This is a genomic window from Micromonospora sp. PRAS1, assembly GCF_059553435.1.
The window spans coordinates 37325-52963 of the sequence record NZ_JCANNB010000043.1; the positions used below are offsets into that span (position 1 = coordinate 37325).

General features: G+C 71.2%; 15 protein-coding genes. 11 read left to right on the forward strand and 4 right to left on the reverse strand.

The features are described from left to right. Window positions 1-60: 60 nt before the first annotated feature. Entirely contained in the window at window positions 61-837 is a 777-nt protein-coding gene (locus AC507J_RS28135; RefSeq protein WP_496292795.1) for a TetR/AcrR family transcriptional regulator, read from the reverse strand. A gap of 86 nt (window positions 838-923) precedes the next feature. Between AC507J_RS28135 and AC507J_RS28140 the strand changes: the two genes are divergently transcribed. Both AC507J_RS28140 and AC507J_RS28145 read left to right on the forward strand, forming a co-directional pair. Further along, on the forward strand, window positions 924-1322 hold the full coding sequence (locus tag AC507J_RS28140; RefSeq protein ID WP_496292797.1) for a VOC family protein: 399 nt from the start codon (window positions 924-926) through the stop codon (window positions 1320-1322). Between the two features lie 165 nt (window positions 1323-1487). Continuing rightward, window positions 1488-2705: an NADP-dependent isocitrate dehydrogenase gene (locus AC507J_RS28145; protein ID WP_496292799.1), complete on the forward strand. Its 1218-nt coding sequence runs from the start codon at window positions 1488-1490 to the stop codon at window positions 2703-2705. Between the two features lie 303 nt (window positions 2706-3008). Here AC507J_RS28145 and galT read toward each other — a convergent pair whose 3' ends face one another. The 3 genes from galT to AC507J_RS28160 all read right to left on the reverse strand — a co-directional run bounded on the left by galT (window position 3009) and on the right by AC507J_RS28160 (window position 6365). After that, window positions 3009-4085 carry a galactose-1-phosphate uridylyltransferase gene (galT, locus tag AC507J_RS28150; RefSeq protein WP_496292801.1) on the reverse strand — a complete coding sequence of 359 codons (1077 nt, stop codon included), beginning with the start codon at window positions 4083-4085 and terminating at the stop codon, window positions 3009-3011. Window positions 4086-4128: 43 nt separating this feature from the next. Then, complete coding sequence (gene cysC, locus AC507J_RS28155) at window positions 4129-5658, reverse strand: adenylyl-sulfate kinase (protein WP_496292803.1); 1530 nt, start codon at window positions 5656-5658, stop codon at window positions 4129-4131. Window positions 5659-5798: 140 nt separating this feature from the next. Further along, window positions 5799-6365 carry a DM13 domain-containing protein gene (locus AC507J_RS28160; RefSeq protein ID WP_496292805.1) on the reverse strand — a complete coding sequence of 189 codons (567 nt, stop codon included), beginning with the start codon at window positions 6363-6365 and terminating at the stop codon, window positions 5799-5801. Window positions 6366-6510: 145 nt separating this feature from the next. Between AC507J_RS28160 and AC507J_RS28165 the strand changes: the two genes are divergently transcribed. The 9 genes from AC507J_RS28165 to AC507J_RS28205 all read left to right on the forward strand — a co-directional run bounded on the left by AC507J_RS28165 (window position 6511) and on the right by AC507J_RS28205 (window position 15588). Beyond that, a complete protein-coding gene (locus AC507J_RS28165) occupies window positions 6511-7425 on the forward strand; it encodes an ABC transporter ATP-binding protein (RefSeq protein WP_496292807.1) in 915 nt (304 codons plus the stop codon). Next, window positions 7418-8299, forward strand: coding sequence for an ABC transporter permease (locus AC507J_RS28170; protein ID WP_496292809.1), 882 nt, complete (start codon window positions 7418-7420; stop codon window positions 8297-8299). Before AC507J_RS28165 ends, AC507J_RS28170 begins: the two co-directional genes overlap by 8 nt. Next, window positions 8296-9249: an ABC transporter ATP-binding protein gene (locus AC507J_RS28175; protein ID WP_496292811.1), complete on the forward strand. Its 954-nt coding sequence runs from the start codon at window positions 8296-8298 to the stop codon at window positions 9247-9249. The genes AC507J_RS28170 and AC507J_RS28175 overlap by 4 nt, the downstream gene beginning before the upstream one ends. Further along, window positions 9249-9959 (forward strand): ABC transporter permease, encoded by a 711-nt coding sequence (locus tag AC507J_RS28180; protein WP_496292813.1) that lies wholly within the window; start codon window positions 9249-9251, stop codon window positions 9957-9959. The genes AC507J_RS28175 and AC507J_RS28180 overlap by 1 nt, the downstream gene beginning before the upstream one ends. 309 nt (window positions 9960-10268) lie before the next feature. After that, complete coding sequence (locus AC507J_RS28185) at window positions 10269-10952, forward strand: GntR family transcriptional regulator (RefSeq protein WP_496292815.1); 684 nt, start codon at window positions 10269-10271, stop codon at window positions 10950-10952. A 67-nt stretch (window positions 10953-11019) separates the two neighbouring features. Beyond that, the gene (locus tag AC507J_RS28190; protein WP_496292817.1) at window positions 11020-12036 is read left to right on the forward strand and encodes an exo-alpha-sialidase; all 1017 of its coding nucleotides are present in this window, start codon (window positions 11020-11022) and stop codon (window positions 12034-12036) included. After that, window positions 12033-12461 carry a dihydrodipicolinate synthase family protein gene (locus tag AC507J_RS28195; RefSeq protein ID WP_496292819.1) on the forward strand — a complete coding sequence of 143 codons (429 nt, stop codon included), beginning with the start codon at window positions 12033-12035 and terminating at the stop codon, window positions 12459-12461. Before AC507J_RS28190 ends, AC507J_RS28195 begins: the two co-directional genes overlap by 4 nt. After that, complete coding sequence (locus tag AC507J_RS28200) at window positions 12454-14088, forward strand: fucose isomerase (protein WP_496292821.1); 1635 nt, start codon at window positions 12454-12456, stop codon at window positions 14086-14088. Before AC507J_RS28195 ends, AC507J_RS28200 begins: the two co-directional genes overlap by 8 nt. Further along, complete coding sequence (locus AC507J_RS28205; protein ID WP_496292823.1) at window positions 14089-15588, forward strand: FGGY-family carbohydrate kinase; 1500 nt, start codon at window positions 14089-14091, stop codon at window positions 15586-15588. It abuts the gene before it with no gap. Window positions 15589-15639 lie beyond the last annotated feature (51 nt).

The following is a 15639-nucleotide window of genomic DNA, read 5'->3' on the forward strand; positions in this document are numbered from 1 at the left end:
AGTTGACCAAGAGGGTTGCGTCCCGGTGAAGCCGATCCGGGACGCAACCCTCTTGATCATCTAGGGGGAGGGCTGGCCGGCGGCGTCGATCAGGGCGGCCAGGCCGTCCAGGACGCGGGCCAGGCCGAACTCGTACGCCCGATCGGGGTGGTAGGCGGCGTTCTGGGCCGCTCCCGCCGCGGCACCGACCCGGACGGCGGTCGGATACCGCCGCTCATCGAGGACCTGGGCCAGCAGGGGCTCGTTCGCCGCCCACCACTGCTCGTCGGTCCAGGCGCTGTCGCCCTGCGCGGCGCGCGCATCCGCCGCCGACCGGGCCGCGGCGCGGACGAAGTCGAGGACGTAGGTGAGCGCGGCGTCCCGGGTCACGTCGTCCAGGCCGGTGCCGTCGAAGGCGCGCAGTTCGTGCTCGTACTTGGCCATCAGGCCCGGCCCCAGCGGTGGCCGACCGGTGCCGACCTCGGCCGCCCAGGGGTGGGCGGCGAAGAGGTCCCGATTGTCCCGGGCGAGCGCCGCCACCCGTACCCGCCACGGATCGCCGGAACGGTCCGGCCTGGGCATCGCGGCGTAGACCGCGTCCAGCATCAGGTCGAGCAGTTCGGCCTTGCCCGGCACGTACGTGTAGAGGGTCATCGGTGCCACGCCGACGGCCTGGGCGAGCGCCCGCATGGTCACCGCGTCCAACCCCTCGGCGTCCGCCAGCGCGATGGCGGCGGTCACGATGTCGTCCAGGGAGCGGCCCTGACGTGGGCCGCGGCGCGGGCCCTCGTCCGGCTGCCGCCAGAGCAGGCGCAGGGTGTGGGCGGGATCTCCGCCTCCGGTGCGGTGGTTGGACACCACCCGATCTTCGCAGGCCAAATCATCGTACGCAGTACAATGTACAATGTACGAAGTAAATTTTTCCACTCTCCGGGGGAGGGCTCGTGCAGATCACCGGATCCGCCATCTCGCTAAACGTCCAGGACGTCTCGGCCTCGGCCGAGTTCGTCAAGCAGCACTTCGGCTTCCGGGAGGAGATGTCGGCCGACGGGTTCGTCTCGCTGACCCGGGACGGGGTCGGTTTCAGCCTGGTCTTCCTGCGCACCGGGCTGGCCAGCCTCCAGCCGGAGAGCCTGAAGAACCAGCGGGCCGAGGGGGTGCTGGTGGCCTTCGTGGTGGACGACATCGACGCCGAGTACGCCACCATCCAGGCGGCCGGCGTGCCGATCACCACGCCGATCCAGACCGAGCCCTGGGGAGAGCGGTTCTTCCAGGTCACCGACCCCAACGGGGTGATCCTCCAGCTGGTGCAGTGGGTGCACGACCCGGAGCAGGCCAGCTGATTTCCCGCGCATGCGCCGGGCCTGGCGGGGTAAGTCCCGCCGGGCCCGGCCGGTGCGTCCGGCGCCCGCTCGTCGGCGAACCGGTGGCCGAGGCGTTCCCGGTCGGGGCCGATCCAGTACGCTCGTACTGCTTGAGCACGTGTCCCCCGAGAGGAGCGCCGGCCGATGGCGAAGATCAAGGTAAACAACCCGGTCGTGGAGCTCGACGGCGACGAGATGACCCGGATCATCTGGAAGCAGATCCGGGAGCAGTTGATCCTGCCCTACCTCGACGTCGACCTGCACTACTACGACCTCTCGATCCAGCACCGCGACGCCACCGACGACCAGGTCACCGTTGACGCCGCCAACGCCATCTCCGAGCACGGCGTCGGCGTCAAGTGCGCCACCATCACCCCGGACGAGGCCCGGGTGGAGGAGTTCGGCCTCAAGAAGATGTGGCGGTCGCCGAACGGCACCATCCGCAACATCCTCGGCGGCGTCGTCTTCCGTGAGCCGATCATCATGTCGAACGTGCCGCGGCTCGTCCCGGGCTGGACCAAGCCGATCATCATCGGCCGGCACGCCCACGGCGACCAGTACCGGGCCACCGACTTCGTGGTGCCCGGGCCGGGCACGGTGACCATCACCTACACCCCGGCCGACGGTTCCGAGCCGGTCGAGATGGAGATCGCCAAGTTCCCCGGCGGCGGCATCGCGATGGGCATGTACAACTACGACGACTCGATCCGGGACTTCGCCCGGGCGTCGTTCCGCTACGGCCTGGACCGTGGCTACCCGGTCTACATGTCGACCAAGAACACCATCCTCAAGGCGTACGACGGCCGGTTCAAGGACATCTTCGCCGAGGTGTTCGAGAACGAGTTCAAGGCGGAGTTCGACGCCGCCGGCCTCACCTACGAGCACCGGCTCATCGACGACATGGTCGCCGCCGCGCTCAAGTGGGAGGGCGGCTACGTCTGGGCGTGCAAGAACTACGACGGTGACGTGCAGTCCGACACCGTCGCCCAGGGCTTCGGCTCGCTCGGCCTGATGACCTCGGTCCTGCTCTCGCCCGACGGGCGCACCGTCGAGGCCGAGGCCGCGCACGGCACCGTCACCCGGCACTACCGGCAGTGGCAGAAGGGCGAGAAGACCTCGACCAACCCGATCGCCTCGATCTACGCCTGGACCCGGGGCCTGGCCCACCGGGGCAAGCTGGACGGCACCCCGGCGGTCACCGAGTTCGCCACCACGCTGGAGCAGGTCATCGTCGACACCGTCGAGAGCGGCCAGATGACCAAGGACCTGGCGCTGCTGATCTCGCGGGACGCGCCGTGGCAGACCACCGACGAGTTCATGAACACGCTCGACGAGAACCTGGCGCGCCGCCTGGCCGCCTGAGCCACCAGCACCCCTTCGAGCCCGTCGGCACCGCGTGCCGGCGGGCTCGACGCTTCCGGTACGCCAGGTCACCCGCATTCGTCGAGGGCGCGTCACCCGGGCCCGCGCACCTCGTTGTACTGGCTGGACGAGATGCCAGTCCCGTCCCGGAAGGTTGACCGTGACCGCCGCCCGGCAGCAACGCCGAGCAGCCAGCCTTCCCGGCTGTCGTGCACAGCCAGCCGTCCCTTCCCTGCGGGGGGCCCTGTCCCGGGCCCCCCGCGCCCTGCGTCCAGGCCCCGGGCCCGGCCCAGCGGCCGGCGGTCAGACCGCGCGGAGCAGTTCGGCGGCCCGCTCCGGCGCGACGTCGTTGATGAAGACGCCCATCGCGGACTCCGACCCGGCCAGATACTTCAGTTTGTCCGCCGCCCGCCGGATGCTGAACAGTTGCAGGTGCAGATGGCCCAGTTCGCGGTCGACGCGTACCGGCGCCTGGTGCCAGGCGGCGATGTACGGCATGGGGATGCCGAACAGTCCGTCGAAGCGGCGCAGCAGATCCAGGTAGAGCGGGCCGAAGGCGTCCCGTTCGGCGTCGCTGAGCGCCGGGATGTCCGGCACCGGCCGGTGCGGCGCGATCTGCACCTCGAACGGCCACCGGGCGGCTGCCGGAACGTACGCCGTCCAGTGCTCGTTCGCCGCCACCACCCGCTCGCCGGCTGCCCGCTCGGCGGCGAGCACGTCGGCGTAGAGGTTGCGCCCGCCGGTGCGCTCGGCGTGCCGGCGGGCCGCGGCCAGCAGCGACCGGGTACGCGGCGGCAGGAACGGGTACGCGTAGATCTGCCCGTGCGGGTGGTGCAGGGTCACGCCTATCTCCACGCCCCGGTTCTCGAAGCAGAAGACCTGCTCGACCTCGGCCAGCTCGCTCAACACCATGGTCCGGTCGGCGAGCGCGTCGAGCACGGTGCGTACCCGGCTCGGCGGCAGGTCGGCGAAGGAGGCCTGGTGGTCGTCGGTGAAGGCGACCACCTCACAGCGCCCCCGGCCCGGCCGGACCGGGGTGAACGGGGTGATCTCGGCCGGCTCCTCGACCACCCGGCCACTCAGGGCGGGAAACCGGTTCTCGAAGACCACGACGGCGTACTCCGGTGCCGGGATCTCGCTGAACCGGTCCGCCGTGGAGGGACAGAGCGGGCACTGGTCGGCGGGGGGTAGGAAGGTCCGGGTCTGCCGGTGCACGGCGAGCGCGACCCACTCGTCGGTGAGCGGGTCGTAGCGCAGCTGGGAGGCGGGCGGGGGAGGAGGCAGCTCGCGGCGGTCCGGCTGATCCCGGACGGCGTCGTCGCGCTCGTCGAAGTAGATCAGCTCGCGGCCGTCGGCCAACCTGATCTCGGTACGCTTCATCGCCGCTCCCCGCTCTCCACCATCAGCTCGCCGAAACCCCTGGTCACATGGACGGCAGGCGCGGCTCGACCCACCCGGTCTCGTTGAGGTGGTGCAGCACCACCTGGACCGCCTCGTCCACGCCGAGATCGGTGGTGTCCAGCACCAACTCGGCGTCGGTGGGTTCCTCGTACGGGTCGTCGATGCCGGTCATCCCGGTGAGCAGGCCGGCGCGCGCCCGCGCGTACAGGCCCTTGCGGTCGCGCTGCTCGCAGACCGCCAGCGGCGTGGCGACGTGCACAAGCAGGAAGCCCGCGCCGGCCGCGACGGCCATCGCCCGAGCCGCCGCCCGGGCCTGGGCGTACGGCGCGATCGGACAGCAGATCGCGATCCCCCGGTGGCGGGCGATCTCGGCGGCCACCCAGCCGATCCGCCGCACGTTGGTGTCCCGGTCCGCCTTGCTGAATCCCAGCCCCGCGGTCAGCTCGCGACGTACCACGTCGCCGTCGAGCAGGGTGATCGTGCGCTCGCCCTGCTCGCGCAGGGAGTCGGCGAGGCCACGGGCGATTGTCGACTTGCCCGAGCCGGAGAGGCCGGTCAGGAAGACCACCAGACCCCGGTGCCGCCGGGGCGGCCGAGCCCGGCTCAACTCCTTCGCCACTGCGGGTGGGGTGTGCCACTCGGGCAGCGGGAACCCCCGGTCGAGGTGGTCCTCGATCTCCTGCTGGGTCAGGGCGAGCCGCCGGTTGCGTGGCGGGATGTCCTCGCGCCAGCGCCACTGGCCGTCCCGGTTGTCGTAGGCCAGCTCGCGCGGCACCAACACCCGCAACCCGGCCCCGGAGAGCATCTCGCCGGTGGAGAGCAGGTGGGTGACGCCGTACGCGGCGGAGACCCGGGCCCGCAGCAGCGCGTCGCTGATCTCGTCCGGGCGGCGGGCCAACTGCACGGCGACCAGGGTCGCCGGTGGCATCCGGTCGCGGGCGGCGAAGACACTGCGCACAAGCGCCTCCGGTGGCAGCCCGCCGGTGCCGTCCTCACCGACCGGAATCATCACCAGCAGATGCGCGCTGAGGGTACGCACGGCGTGCGCGATCTGGGCCAGCTGCGGCCGGTGCAACGGCCGGTCGGCGATCACCCCGAGCACCCGGCCCGGCGGCAGCAGTGCGCGCAGCTCCTCGGGCGTACGCCGTAACCGCTGGAACGGGCCGTGTCCACCGTCGCCGAGCCGGCGGACCGCGCCGCCGACCCCCGCCACCCCGTCGCGCACCTGCCAGGCGTCGGCCACCTCCAGCGCGGCGACCGGCGCGCCCTCGCCGTCGGTGAGCACGATCGTGCGGCGTTCCGGGTCGGTGAGGTCGAGCTGTGCGAGCAGCGCGACGGGCACCTGGAGGGTCACCGCGACCGGCCAGGGCGCGCCGTCGACCAACCGGCCACGCCGGCTGACCGAGACCAGGTCGGCCCGGGTCATGAACCCGGTCAGCGGCGCGTACGCACCGGTCAGCAACAGCTCCAGATCCGCGAGCTCGCCCGGACGCGGCGTGTACGCCGGTGCGTCCCGAAGCACCTCGTCGGGCAGGACCCACCCGTTGCTCATCGAACCCCCAACTCCGCCGACCGGCACACAGTTTCGCAGCCCTCCGCCAATCGGTCGAGAGCACCACTACTCTGGTGGCCCGCTTCGCCCGGCTGCGGCCCGAGAAGGCTGCGGCCCGACCCGGCCAGGGTCGGTCCGGCTCAGGCCCGGTCCAGCGGAGCCGCACCGAAGGAGACCGCGAACCGCTTGCACCAGATGGAGACGCTTGTCAGATCGGCCAGGTCGAGATCGGGGGGAATGTCGTACCCCTGATCGCCGCGGTTGCCCTTGAGCCGGCCCAACTCGACCCAGCGGCCGTCGTCGAACACATGCCACCCGGCCTTGCCGGGCAGCACCGGCTGGTCGGTGAGCCAGACCCGCAGATCCGGACCGTTGGAGGTGTCCAGCCCGACCAGTTCCAGCCGGTGCCGCCCGTCCGTGGTGCGGACGATGCGGGCGCTGCCCGACGTCTCGTGTTCGTGGCTGATGAAGTCGCCGGAGCCGACCAGGGTGGGCCCGGTGGCGGCCGGCGTCGGCTCGGTGGACGTGCTCGGCTCGGCGGACGCGTCCGGACCGGTCGGCGTCGCGACTACGGTCAACTGCTCAGCCACCTCGGAGTTGGTGAACAGTTTCCACGGCTGGAACCAGTACAGGCCGAACGCCGATCCGGCGGCCAGTACGGCCACCGCGATCCAGGTCACCGGAGTACGGAGCAGGCGGGTGATCATGTCCGTCAGTGTCTCCCGGCAGCGCCGTGCCAGTCAGCCCCCGAGCGGCCACCAAATCCCTAGGGGTTGCCAACAGCGAAGAATCAGGGAAACGCCAGGCCGTTCCCAGGGCCGCGGCATTGTCGCTCCTCTCTAGGCTGTCGACGTGACACTGATCGCAACCGAGTCGTTGACGAAGGTCTACGGCGGCGGGGTCACCGCGCTGTCGGAGCTGACCGTCGCGGTCGAGCCGGGCGTCGTCGGCCTGGTCGGCGCCAACGGTGCCGGCAAGTCGACGCTGATCAAGCTGCTGCTGGGCCTGCTGACCCCGACCGCCGGCCGGATGCAGGTGCTGGGCCTCGACCCGACAACCGACGCGGCGGAGGTCCGCGCCCGGGTCGGTTACATGCCCGAGCACGACTGCCTGCCGCCCGACCTGTCCGCCGCCGAGCTGGTCACCCACCTCGGCCGAATGAGTGGCCTGCCGCGTACGGTCGCCCGGGAACGGGCCTCCGAGGCGCTGCGCCACGTGGGCCTGCACGAGGAGCGCCACCGCCCGGTCGGTGGCTACTCCACCGGCATGAAGCAGCGGGTCAAGCTCGCCCAGGCGCTGGTGCACGACCCCGACCTGCTGCTGCTCGACGAGCCCACGAACGGTCTCGACCCGGCCGGCCGGGACGCCATGCTCGCCCTGGTGCACCGGATCGGCACCGAGTTCGGCATCTCCGTGCTGGTCTGCTCGCACCTGCTCGGCGAGGTCGAGCGGATCTGCGACACCCTGGTCGCGATCGAAGGTGGACGGCTGCTGCGCGCCGACCACATCGCCGCGATGACCTCCGCCACCGACGTGCTCGCCGTCGAGGTCAGCGAGGGCACCGAGACGCTGGCCGCCCGGTTGGCCGCGCTCGACCTGCCGGTGAGCCGGGAGGGGCGCCAGCTCCTCGTCCCGCTGGCCGACCAGGGCACGTACGACCTGATCCTCGGCGCGGTGGCCGAGCTGGACCTGCCGTTGCACCGGCTCGACCAGCGCCGGCACCGGGTCGCCGAACTCTTCGCCCGCAGGGAGAGCAGCCATGCCTGAGCCGACGGGCGTCATCCACGACATCGGTTACCAGCGCTACACCGGTCCGCGGCTCGGCCGCCGGCAGGTCTTCGGCGCGCTCTACCTGCACGGCGTACGGACCGTCTTCGGGCTGGGCCGCAGCGCCAAGGCGAAGATCTTCCCCTGGCTGGTGGCCGGCATTGTGCTGGTGGTGGCCGCCGCGTTGGCCGCGATCAGCAGCCAGATCGGCGAACAGGTGATGACGTACGTCCAGTTCGCGGACGCGATGAGCTGGCTGGTCATCTTCTTCGTCGCGGTGGCCGCGCCCGAACTGGTCTCCCGCGACCTGCGCAGCGGGGTGCTTCCGCTGTACTTCTCCCGGCCGCTGCCGCGCGCCGACTACCCGCTGGCCAAACTGCTCGCCCTGGTCACCGGGCTCTGGCTGCTGCTCGGCGCGCCGCAGCTGGTGATGTTCATCGGCGCCGCGTTCACCTCCGACGGGATGCGCGCGGTCTGGGACGAGCTGCTCGACCTGCTGCCCGGGCTGCTCTACGCCGGGCTCTGGGCGGTGGTCTTCGCCTCGGTCGGCCTGCTGGTCGCCGCGCTGACCGGCAAGCGGGCCTTCGCCGCCGGCGGGATCGTCGCGGTCTTCCTGATGACCACACCGATCGTCGGCACGCTGATGATCCTGCCGTCGCAGACCGCGAACCAGCTGGCCGGTCTCGCCTCGCCCTCCACCCTGGTGCAGGGGATCGGCGTCTGGGCCATGCGCGACCAGCTGATCACCGACCCGAACGACCTCGGCACCGACCTCGGCTCCTTCGGCCCGGTGTACGCGCTGGCCGCCGTCGCGCTGGTGACCGGCTGTGTCGCCCTGCTGCTGGCCCGCTACGAGAAGGTGGCCGCACGATGACCACGATCAGCAATCCCGCCCCGCCGACCACCGCCAGCACCAGCACCCTCGACCTGGTCGGGGTCTCCCGCTGGTACGGCAACGTGGTCGCGGTCAACGACGTGAGCATGAGCCTCGGCCCCGGGGTCACCGGGCTGCTCGGCCCGAACGGTGCGGGCAAGACCACCCTGCTGCACATGATGGCCGGGTTCCTCGCCCCGTCGCGGGGCACGGTCACCCTGGACGCTGTGCCCACCTGGCGCAACCCCGTGGTCTACCGCCAGCTCGGGCTGGTCAGCGAGCGGGAAGCGGTGCACAGCTTCCTCACCGCGTACGAGTTCGTGGTGGCCACCGCGAAACTGCACAAGCTGCCGGACCCGGCCGAGGCGGCCCGCCGGGCGATTGCCCTGGTCGAGATGGAGGGCGCGCAGGATCGCCGGATCGGCACCTACTCCAAGGGCATGCGGCAGCGGGCCCGGGTGGCGGCGGCGCTGGTGCACGATCCGCAGGTGCTGCTGCTGGACGAGCCGTTCAACGGCATGGACCCGCGCCAGCGCCTGCACATGATGGAGCTGCTGCACTCGCTCGGCGACGCCGGTCGCACCATCCTGTTCAGCTCGCACATCCTGGAAGAGGTCGAGCAGGTCTCGGGCACCGTGCAGGTGATGGTCGCCGGTCGGCTCGCCGCCTCCGGCGACTTCCGGACCATCCGCCGGTTGATGACCAACCGGCCGCACGTCTTCGCCATCCGCTCCACCGACGATCGGGCGCTGGCCGTCGCCCTGATGGCCGAGCCCTCGGTGACCGGCGTCGAACTGGGCCGCGAGGGCCTGACCGTACGGGCCGGCGACTACGGCGCCTTCACCCGGATACTGCCGAAGGTCGCCCTGGCCCGTGGCGTACGGGTGCGGCAGTTGATTCCCGAGGACGAATCCCTGGAGAGCGTCTTCTCCTACCTGGTGGAGGCCTGATGTCCACTGTCGCCTGGATCACCGCACGCGGGCTGCTCGGTCGTCGCCGGTTCCTGTTGCTGCTGCCGCTGCCCGCGCTGGTGGTCGCGCTGGCCGTGCTCGCCCAGGGGTTGGGTGTGGCGGCCAGCGAGTGGGGCCCGCCGGTGCTGGTCGGCCTCGGGCTGGCCGTGGTGCTGCCGGTGGTCGCGCTTATCGTCGGCACCGGCGTGCTCGGTGCCGAGATCGACGACGGCACGGTGGTGCACGTGCTCACCACCCCGCTGCCGCGCTGGCAGATCGTGCTGCCGAAGCTGGCGGTGGCGGTAGGGGTCACCGCGGCCACCGTCGCGGTGCCGCTCTTCGTCGCCGGCCTGCTGGCCGAGTCGGTCCGCCTCGGAATGGCGCTGGCCGTCGCCGCGTCGGTCGGTGCGCTGGCGTACTCGACGCTCTTCGTGGCGGTCAGCCTGCTCACCCGGCGACCGGTGCTGCTCGGCCTGGTCTACGTGCTGATCTGGGAGGGGCTGCTCAGCAGCGTGGTCACCGGCACCCGGGTGCTCTCCATCCAGCACTACGTGATCGCCCTGGCCGACCGGCTCGCCGCGACGGACCTGCTCAGCACGACGGTCTCCGTACCGCTTGCGGTGGTGATGACCGTGCTGGTCAGCATCGGCTTCACCGGGCTCGCGATCAACCGGCTCCGCTCCTTCTCCGTCACCGGCGAAACCAGCTGAGGTGCAAGGAAGGGCCCCCTGTTAACGCCTCGCGTATAGGAAGGGCCCCCGCTTAACACTCCACGCCGAGTCGGCTCGGCGGTCGAAGCGAGACCGGCAGACATCTGCCGGTCTCGCTTCGTTGACCCGGTGCGCCGGTCTCGTTTCGTCGACCCCGATGTATCCGTGGTTGGCTGAGGCATGCCTCCGCGCGGCTACGGGATCGACCAGGCAAAACGCCGGTACGAAATAGCGAGAAACTCGTTCGTCATCCCCGTTGACCAGCGGACGAGTCAAGTGTTAACTGTTAACAGTTATCGGGAGGGCAACGTGTTGGACGTCAGGCCGATCAGGGTGGAGTCCCTCGGCGAGAAGCTGGCCAACGAGCTGCGCCGCCGCATCATCGTGGGCGACGTACCCTCGGGGACCCGGCTCGTCGAGGAGGAGCTGGCTGATTCCTTCAAGGTCAGCCGGGGTCCGGTACGCGACGCCATCCGCATCCTGCGGGCGGAGGGACTGGTCACCGGCGCCGGCCGGAACGCGGCCACCCGCTCGCTAAGCGATGCCGACATCGAGGAGCTGATGGCGCTCCGGGAGTCGTTCGAGCTGCTGGCGGTCGAGCGGGCCATCGGCGTCCGGCGGGAGGTCCTCGCCCGCCAGTTGCGTACGGCCCTGATCGACATGGACGCGGCCGTGACCGACCGCGATCCGTCCGCCTTCACCACGGCGGACATCCAATTCCACAGCGCGTTCTTCGAGAGCGCCGGGATGACCCGACTCAGCGTCCTGTGGAACCAGTTCCGTCCCACCATCGAGGGTCTGCTGCACGCCTCCGGCAAGCAGTTGGCCGATCTAGCGCCCTCGGCGCGGGAACACCACGACCTCGCCGAGCTGATCACCGCCGGCCGGGTCGCAGAGGTCAAGGCCGAGCTGCACCGACACCTCCAGACGACCTGTTCGCGGCTGCGTGCCGCGGTTCCCCCGACCCCCACCCAGAGAGAGACCGACGATTGAGCGGGTCGACGGTCCTCCGACGAGGCGACAGCCCGACCGGCCCACCGGTACCCGCCGGAGCGAGCCGGTGACGGCGAGACACTTCGTCGTCCGCGACGTCCCCGGCCAGTGCCACGGCAGCACTGTCTGCCCGGTCGACGACTCCTTCGTGGTCGCCTGGTTCGCCGGTGACCACGAGGGGGCGGCCAACTCCCGGATCTGGCTGAGCATCGGGGCCGACGACAGGTGGACGACGCCGGTGGCGGTCAGTGCTGACCTCGCCCCCTGCTGGAACCCGGTGCTGCATCGGCGTACCAACGGGCAGCTGGTCTGCTGGTTCAAGGTCGGCGCGACCATCTCGGCCTGGGTGACCCACCAGGTGACCTCGGTCGACGGTGGCTGCACCTGGTCGACCCCGAGCCGGGTGGGGGAGCCGGGCGGACGCGGACCGGTACGCCTCCCGCCGCTGCGGTTGCGCTCCGGCCGGCTGCTCGCCGGCGCCTCCACCGAGACCTGGGGAGAGCAGCCCCGGTGGGACTGCTTCGTCGACCTCAGCGACGACGACGGGCACACCTGGCGGCGTACCCCGGACCTCGCCCTCGACCACGACACGTTCCGCGGAGCCGGCGCGATCCAGCCCGCACTCTGGCAGACCCCGGACGGCGAGGTACGGCTGCTGGCCCGCAGCACCGCCGGCCGGCTGGTCGCCGCGACCAGCGCGGACGACGGCGAGACCTGGACGCCCGGTTCGTTGTCGACCGTGCCGAACAACAACTCAGGAATCGCCGTCGCCCGTCTCGGCGACACCGTCTACCTGGCCCACAACCCCACTGCCGGGGACTGGGCGAGCCGGGCACCCCTGGTCGTCTCCACCTCCACCGACGAGGGGGAGAGCTTCGTGCACTGGCGGATTCTGGCGGAGTCCCTCGGCGATCCGGTGGACGAGGGTTACCGGCCCGCCGACTCCGGGGTGCGGACCACCGGGGCCAACGAGTTCTCCTACCCGTGCCTGGTCCCCGTCGGAGAGCGGCTCGCGGTCACCTACACCTGGCAGCGGCGCGGCATCGTGCTCGCTCTGCTCGACCCCTCGGAGCACATGTCATGACGGCCCATCCCGCCGCCAACCTGATCAGCGCCGTACCGACCCTGTTCGCCCCCGACGGCGCGGTCGACCTGGCGGCCACCCGGACGGCGTACGACCAGCTCGCCCGGTACTCCTTCGACGGAGTGTTCGTGACCGGCACGACCGGCGAGTTCACCACCCTCACCGACGACGAGCGGCTGGCCGTCAGCACCGCCGCCGCCGAGGCCTTCGGCCCCGACCGCACCTACTGGCACACGCCAGCACCCATCAGGCGGTACGCCTCACCCGCGCCGCCGTCGACCGGGGCGCGGCCCCCGTCCCGCCGGGACTGCTGGCTCGACTCGCCGCGACCGGCCTGGCACTCGACCCGATCTCGACCGAGGAGCGCCACACCCTCGAAACCGCCGTCGCCGACCTGCTGTCCTGAAGGAGCCCAGTGTGAGTAACTACGCCTTTCCCGAGTTGACCCAGCAGCCCCAGGCCGAGCCCGGGGTGGTCTGGACCGTCGCCAGCGGCGACCTGCGGCCCAGCGCCAACGTCACCTGCTGGCCGGTGCAGCGGCAGTTCGAGGCCGATCTGGAGCGGGCGGTCGCCGCCCTGGGCCACCGGGTCCACCGGGCCCACCCGGTCGACGAGGCCGCCGGGCACGGCTTCATCGCCAGCCAGCGACAGGGCATCGAGGTGTTCAAGTCGATCCCGCCGGATGCGCCGCTGATCGTGGCCGAGGCGGTCTGGCAGTACAGCCACCACGTGCTGGCCGGGCTGCGTACCCACCGGGGGCCGATCCTGGTGGTGGCGAACTGGAGTGGCGAGTTCCCCGGCCTGGTCGGCCTGCTCGGGCTGACCGCCAGCCTGACCAAGGCGGGGGTGGCGCACTCCATCCTGTGGAGCGAGAAGTTCACCGACGAGTGGGCGGTGTCCCGGCTGCGGACCTGGCTGGAGACCGGCAAGCTGGAGCACGACCAGAGCCACGTACGGGACCTGCCGGCGCTGCCGGACAGCGCCGAGGTACGCCTCGGTCAGGCGCTGGCCGCACAGCTCAAGCGGGACAAGGCCATCATCGGCGTCTTCGACGAGGGCTGCATGGGCATGTACAACGCCATAATCGACGACGAACTGCTCAACCCGCTCGGCATCTACAAGGAGCGGCTGTCGCAGAGCGCCCTGGTCGCCGAGATGGCGAAGGTCACCGACGCCGAGGCGCAGGCCGTCCGGGAGTGGCTGGACGCGGCCGGGCTGACCTTCCACACCGGCACCGACGAGGCGACCGAGCTGACCGACGCCCAGCTGCACAGCCAGTTCAAGATGTACGTCGCCGCGCTGCGCATCGCCGACGACTTCGGCCTGGACGCGGTGGGCATCCAGTACCAGCAGGGCCTCAAGGACGTCGTACCCGCCAGCGACCTGGTCGAGGGGCTGCTCAACAACGTCTCCCGCCCACCGGTGACCAGCCGCGACGGCACCCGGGAACTCTACGCCGGTGCGCCGCTGCCGCACTTCAACGAGGTCGACGAGGGGGTGGCCGTGGACTCCCTGGTCACCAACCGGATCTGGACCGCGATGGGGCTGGACCCGGCGACCACCCTGCACGACATCCGCTGGGGTGAGGCGTACGACGGACAGTTCGTCTGGGTCATGGAGATCTCCGGCTCGGTCCCCGCCTCGCACAACGGCGGGTACGACAAGAGCTGGAGCATGCGGCAGCCGCCGATGTACTTCCCGCTCGGCGGCGGCACCCTCAGCGGGGTCTCCAAGCCGGGCGAGATCGTCTGGTCCCGGGTCTTCATCGCCGACGGGATCCTCCACGTCGACCTGGGCCGGGGCACCGCCGTCGAGCTGCCCGCCGAGGAGACCCAGCGCCGGCTCGACGCCACCACCCCGCAGTGGCCGATCATGCACGCGGTCCTGCACGGCGTCGACCGTGATCAGCTGATGGCCCGGCACAAGGCCAACCACCTGAACGTGGTGTACGCCCCGGACGCCGCCACCGCCGACAAGGCGCTCGCCGCCAAGGCGGCCATGTTCGCCGAGCTGGGCCTGGCGGTGCACCTCTGCGGAGAGGTGAACCTGTAGATGGCGCCGCTGCTGATCGGCATCGACCTGGGAACGGGGAGCAGCAAGGGCGTGCTCACCGACGCCGGTGGGCGGGTGCTGGCCACCGCCGTACGTCCCCGTCCCCGGTCGATGTCGCTGCCCCGGCCCGGCTGGGCGGAGGTCGACGCCGAGGCCGTCTGGTGGGGCGACGTCGTCTCCATCGCCGCTGAGCTGACCGCCGCCGCACAGGGCGCGGCAGTCGCGGCGGTCTGCGTCAGCGGCGTCGGCCCCTGTCTGGTGCTCTGCGACGAGCAGGACAACCCGGTCCGGCCGGCGATCCTCTACGGCATCGACATGCGGGCCACCGCCGAGATCGCCGAGCTGACCGACCGGTACGGCGCGGACGCGGTGCTGGCGCGGGCGGCGAGCCCGATCACCACCCAGGCGGTCGGTCCCAAGGCGCTCTGGGTACGCCGGCACGAGCCGCAGGTCTGGGCCCGCGCCACCCACTGGTACAACTCCAGCTCGTACGTGGTGCGGAAGCTGACCGGGGAGTACGTCCTCGACCACCACACCGCCAGCCAGTCGGTGCCGCTCTACGACATCGCGGCCCAGCGGTGGCACCAGCCCTGGTATGACGAGCTCATGGGCGAGCTGCCCGCGCCCCGGCTGGCCTGGTCGGCGGAGATCGTCGGCACGGTGACCCCGGCGGCGGCCGAGGCCACCGGTCTGCCCGCCGGCACCCCGGTCTGCGCCGGCACCGTGGACGCCTGGGCCGAGGCGGTGAGCGTCGGCGTCCGCCGCCCAGGTGACCTGATGCTCATGTACGGCTCCACCATGTTCTTCGTCCAGCAGCTCCAGACCGTCGCCCGGCACCCGCAGCTGTGGAACACCGTCGGGGTGGCGCCCGACACGTACTGTCTCGCCGCCGGGATGGCCACCTCCGGCAGCCTCACCAGTTGGCTGCGGGAACTCGTGGGTGACGTGCCCTTCGAGACCCTGGTCGAGGAGGCGGCCGGCGTACCTGCCGGCTCGGACGGACTGCTGCTGCTGCCGTACTTCGCCGGGGAACGTACCCCGATCTTCGATCCGCACGCCCGGGGGGTGATCGCCGGACTGACCCTGCGGCATGGTCGGGGGCACCTGTTCCGGGCCGGCTACGAGGGGATCGCCTACGGCATCCGGCAGATCCTGGAACTGCTGGACACCCCGGAGAACCCGGTACGCCGGCTGGTCGCGGTGGGCGGCGGCACCCAGGGCGGACTCTGGACGCGGATCGTCAGCGACGTCACCGGCCGGGAACAGGAGGTGCCGGAGGTGACCATCGGGGCGAGCTACGGCGACGCCCTGCTGGCCGCGATCGGCGCCGGCCTGACCGCCCCGGAGACCGACTGGACCCGTCCCGGCCGGATCGTCCGCCCCGACCCCTCGGTGGCGGCCACCTACGACACCCTCTACACCGGCTACGCCGACCTCTACCGCAACACCCGCCCCCAGCTGCACACCCTCGCCAGGCTGCAAGAGGGCTCGGGTGGTTAATAGGGGGCCCCTCCTCTACACCAGGCGTTAATAAGGTGCCCTTCCTTTCAC

Bases quoted from the DNA above. Each gene is read 5' to 3' on its own strand.
- cysC (WP_496292803.1), bottom strand. From the start codon at position 5,658: ATGAGCAACGGGTGGGTCCTGCCCGACGAGGTGCTTCGGGACGCACCG.
- AC507J_RS28160 (WP_496292805.1), bottom strand. From the start codon at position 6,365: ATGATCACCCGCCTGCTCCGTACTCCGGTGACCTGGATCGCGGTGGCC.
- galT (WP_496292801.1), bottom strand. From the start codon at position 4,085: ATGAAGCGTACCGAGATCAGGTTGGCCGACGGCCGCGAGCTGATCTAC.
- AC507J_RS28205 (WP_496292823.1), top strand. From the start codon at position 14,089: ATGGCGCCGCTGCTGATCGGCATCGACCTGGGAACGGGGAGCAGCAAG.
- AC507J_RS28145 (WP_496292799.1), top strand. From the start codon at position 1,488: ATGGCGAAGATCAAGGTAAACAACCCGGTCGTGGAGCTCGACGGCGAC.
- AC507J_RS28180 (WP_496292813.1), top strand. From the start codon at position 9,249: ATGTCCACTGTCGCCTGGATCACCGCACGCGGGCTGCTCGGTCGTCGC.
- AC507J_RS28175 (WP_496292811.1), top strand. From the start codon at position 8,296: ATGACCACGATCAGCAATCCCGCCCCGCCGACCACCGCCAGCACCAGC.
- AC507J_RS28195 (WP_496292819.1), top strand. From the start codon at position 12,033: ATGACGGCCCATCCCGCCGCCAACCTGATCAGCGCCGTACCGACCCTG.
- AC507J_RS28170 (WP_496292809.1), top strand. From the start codon at position 7,418: ATGCCTGAGCCGACGGGCGTCATCCACGACATCGGTTACCAGCGCTAC.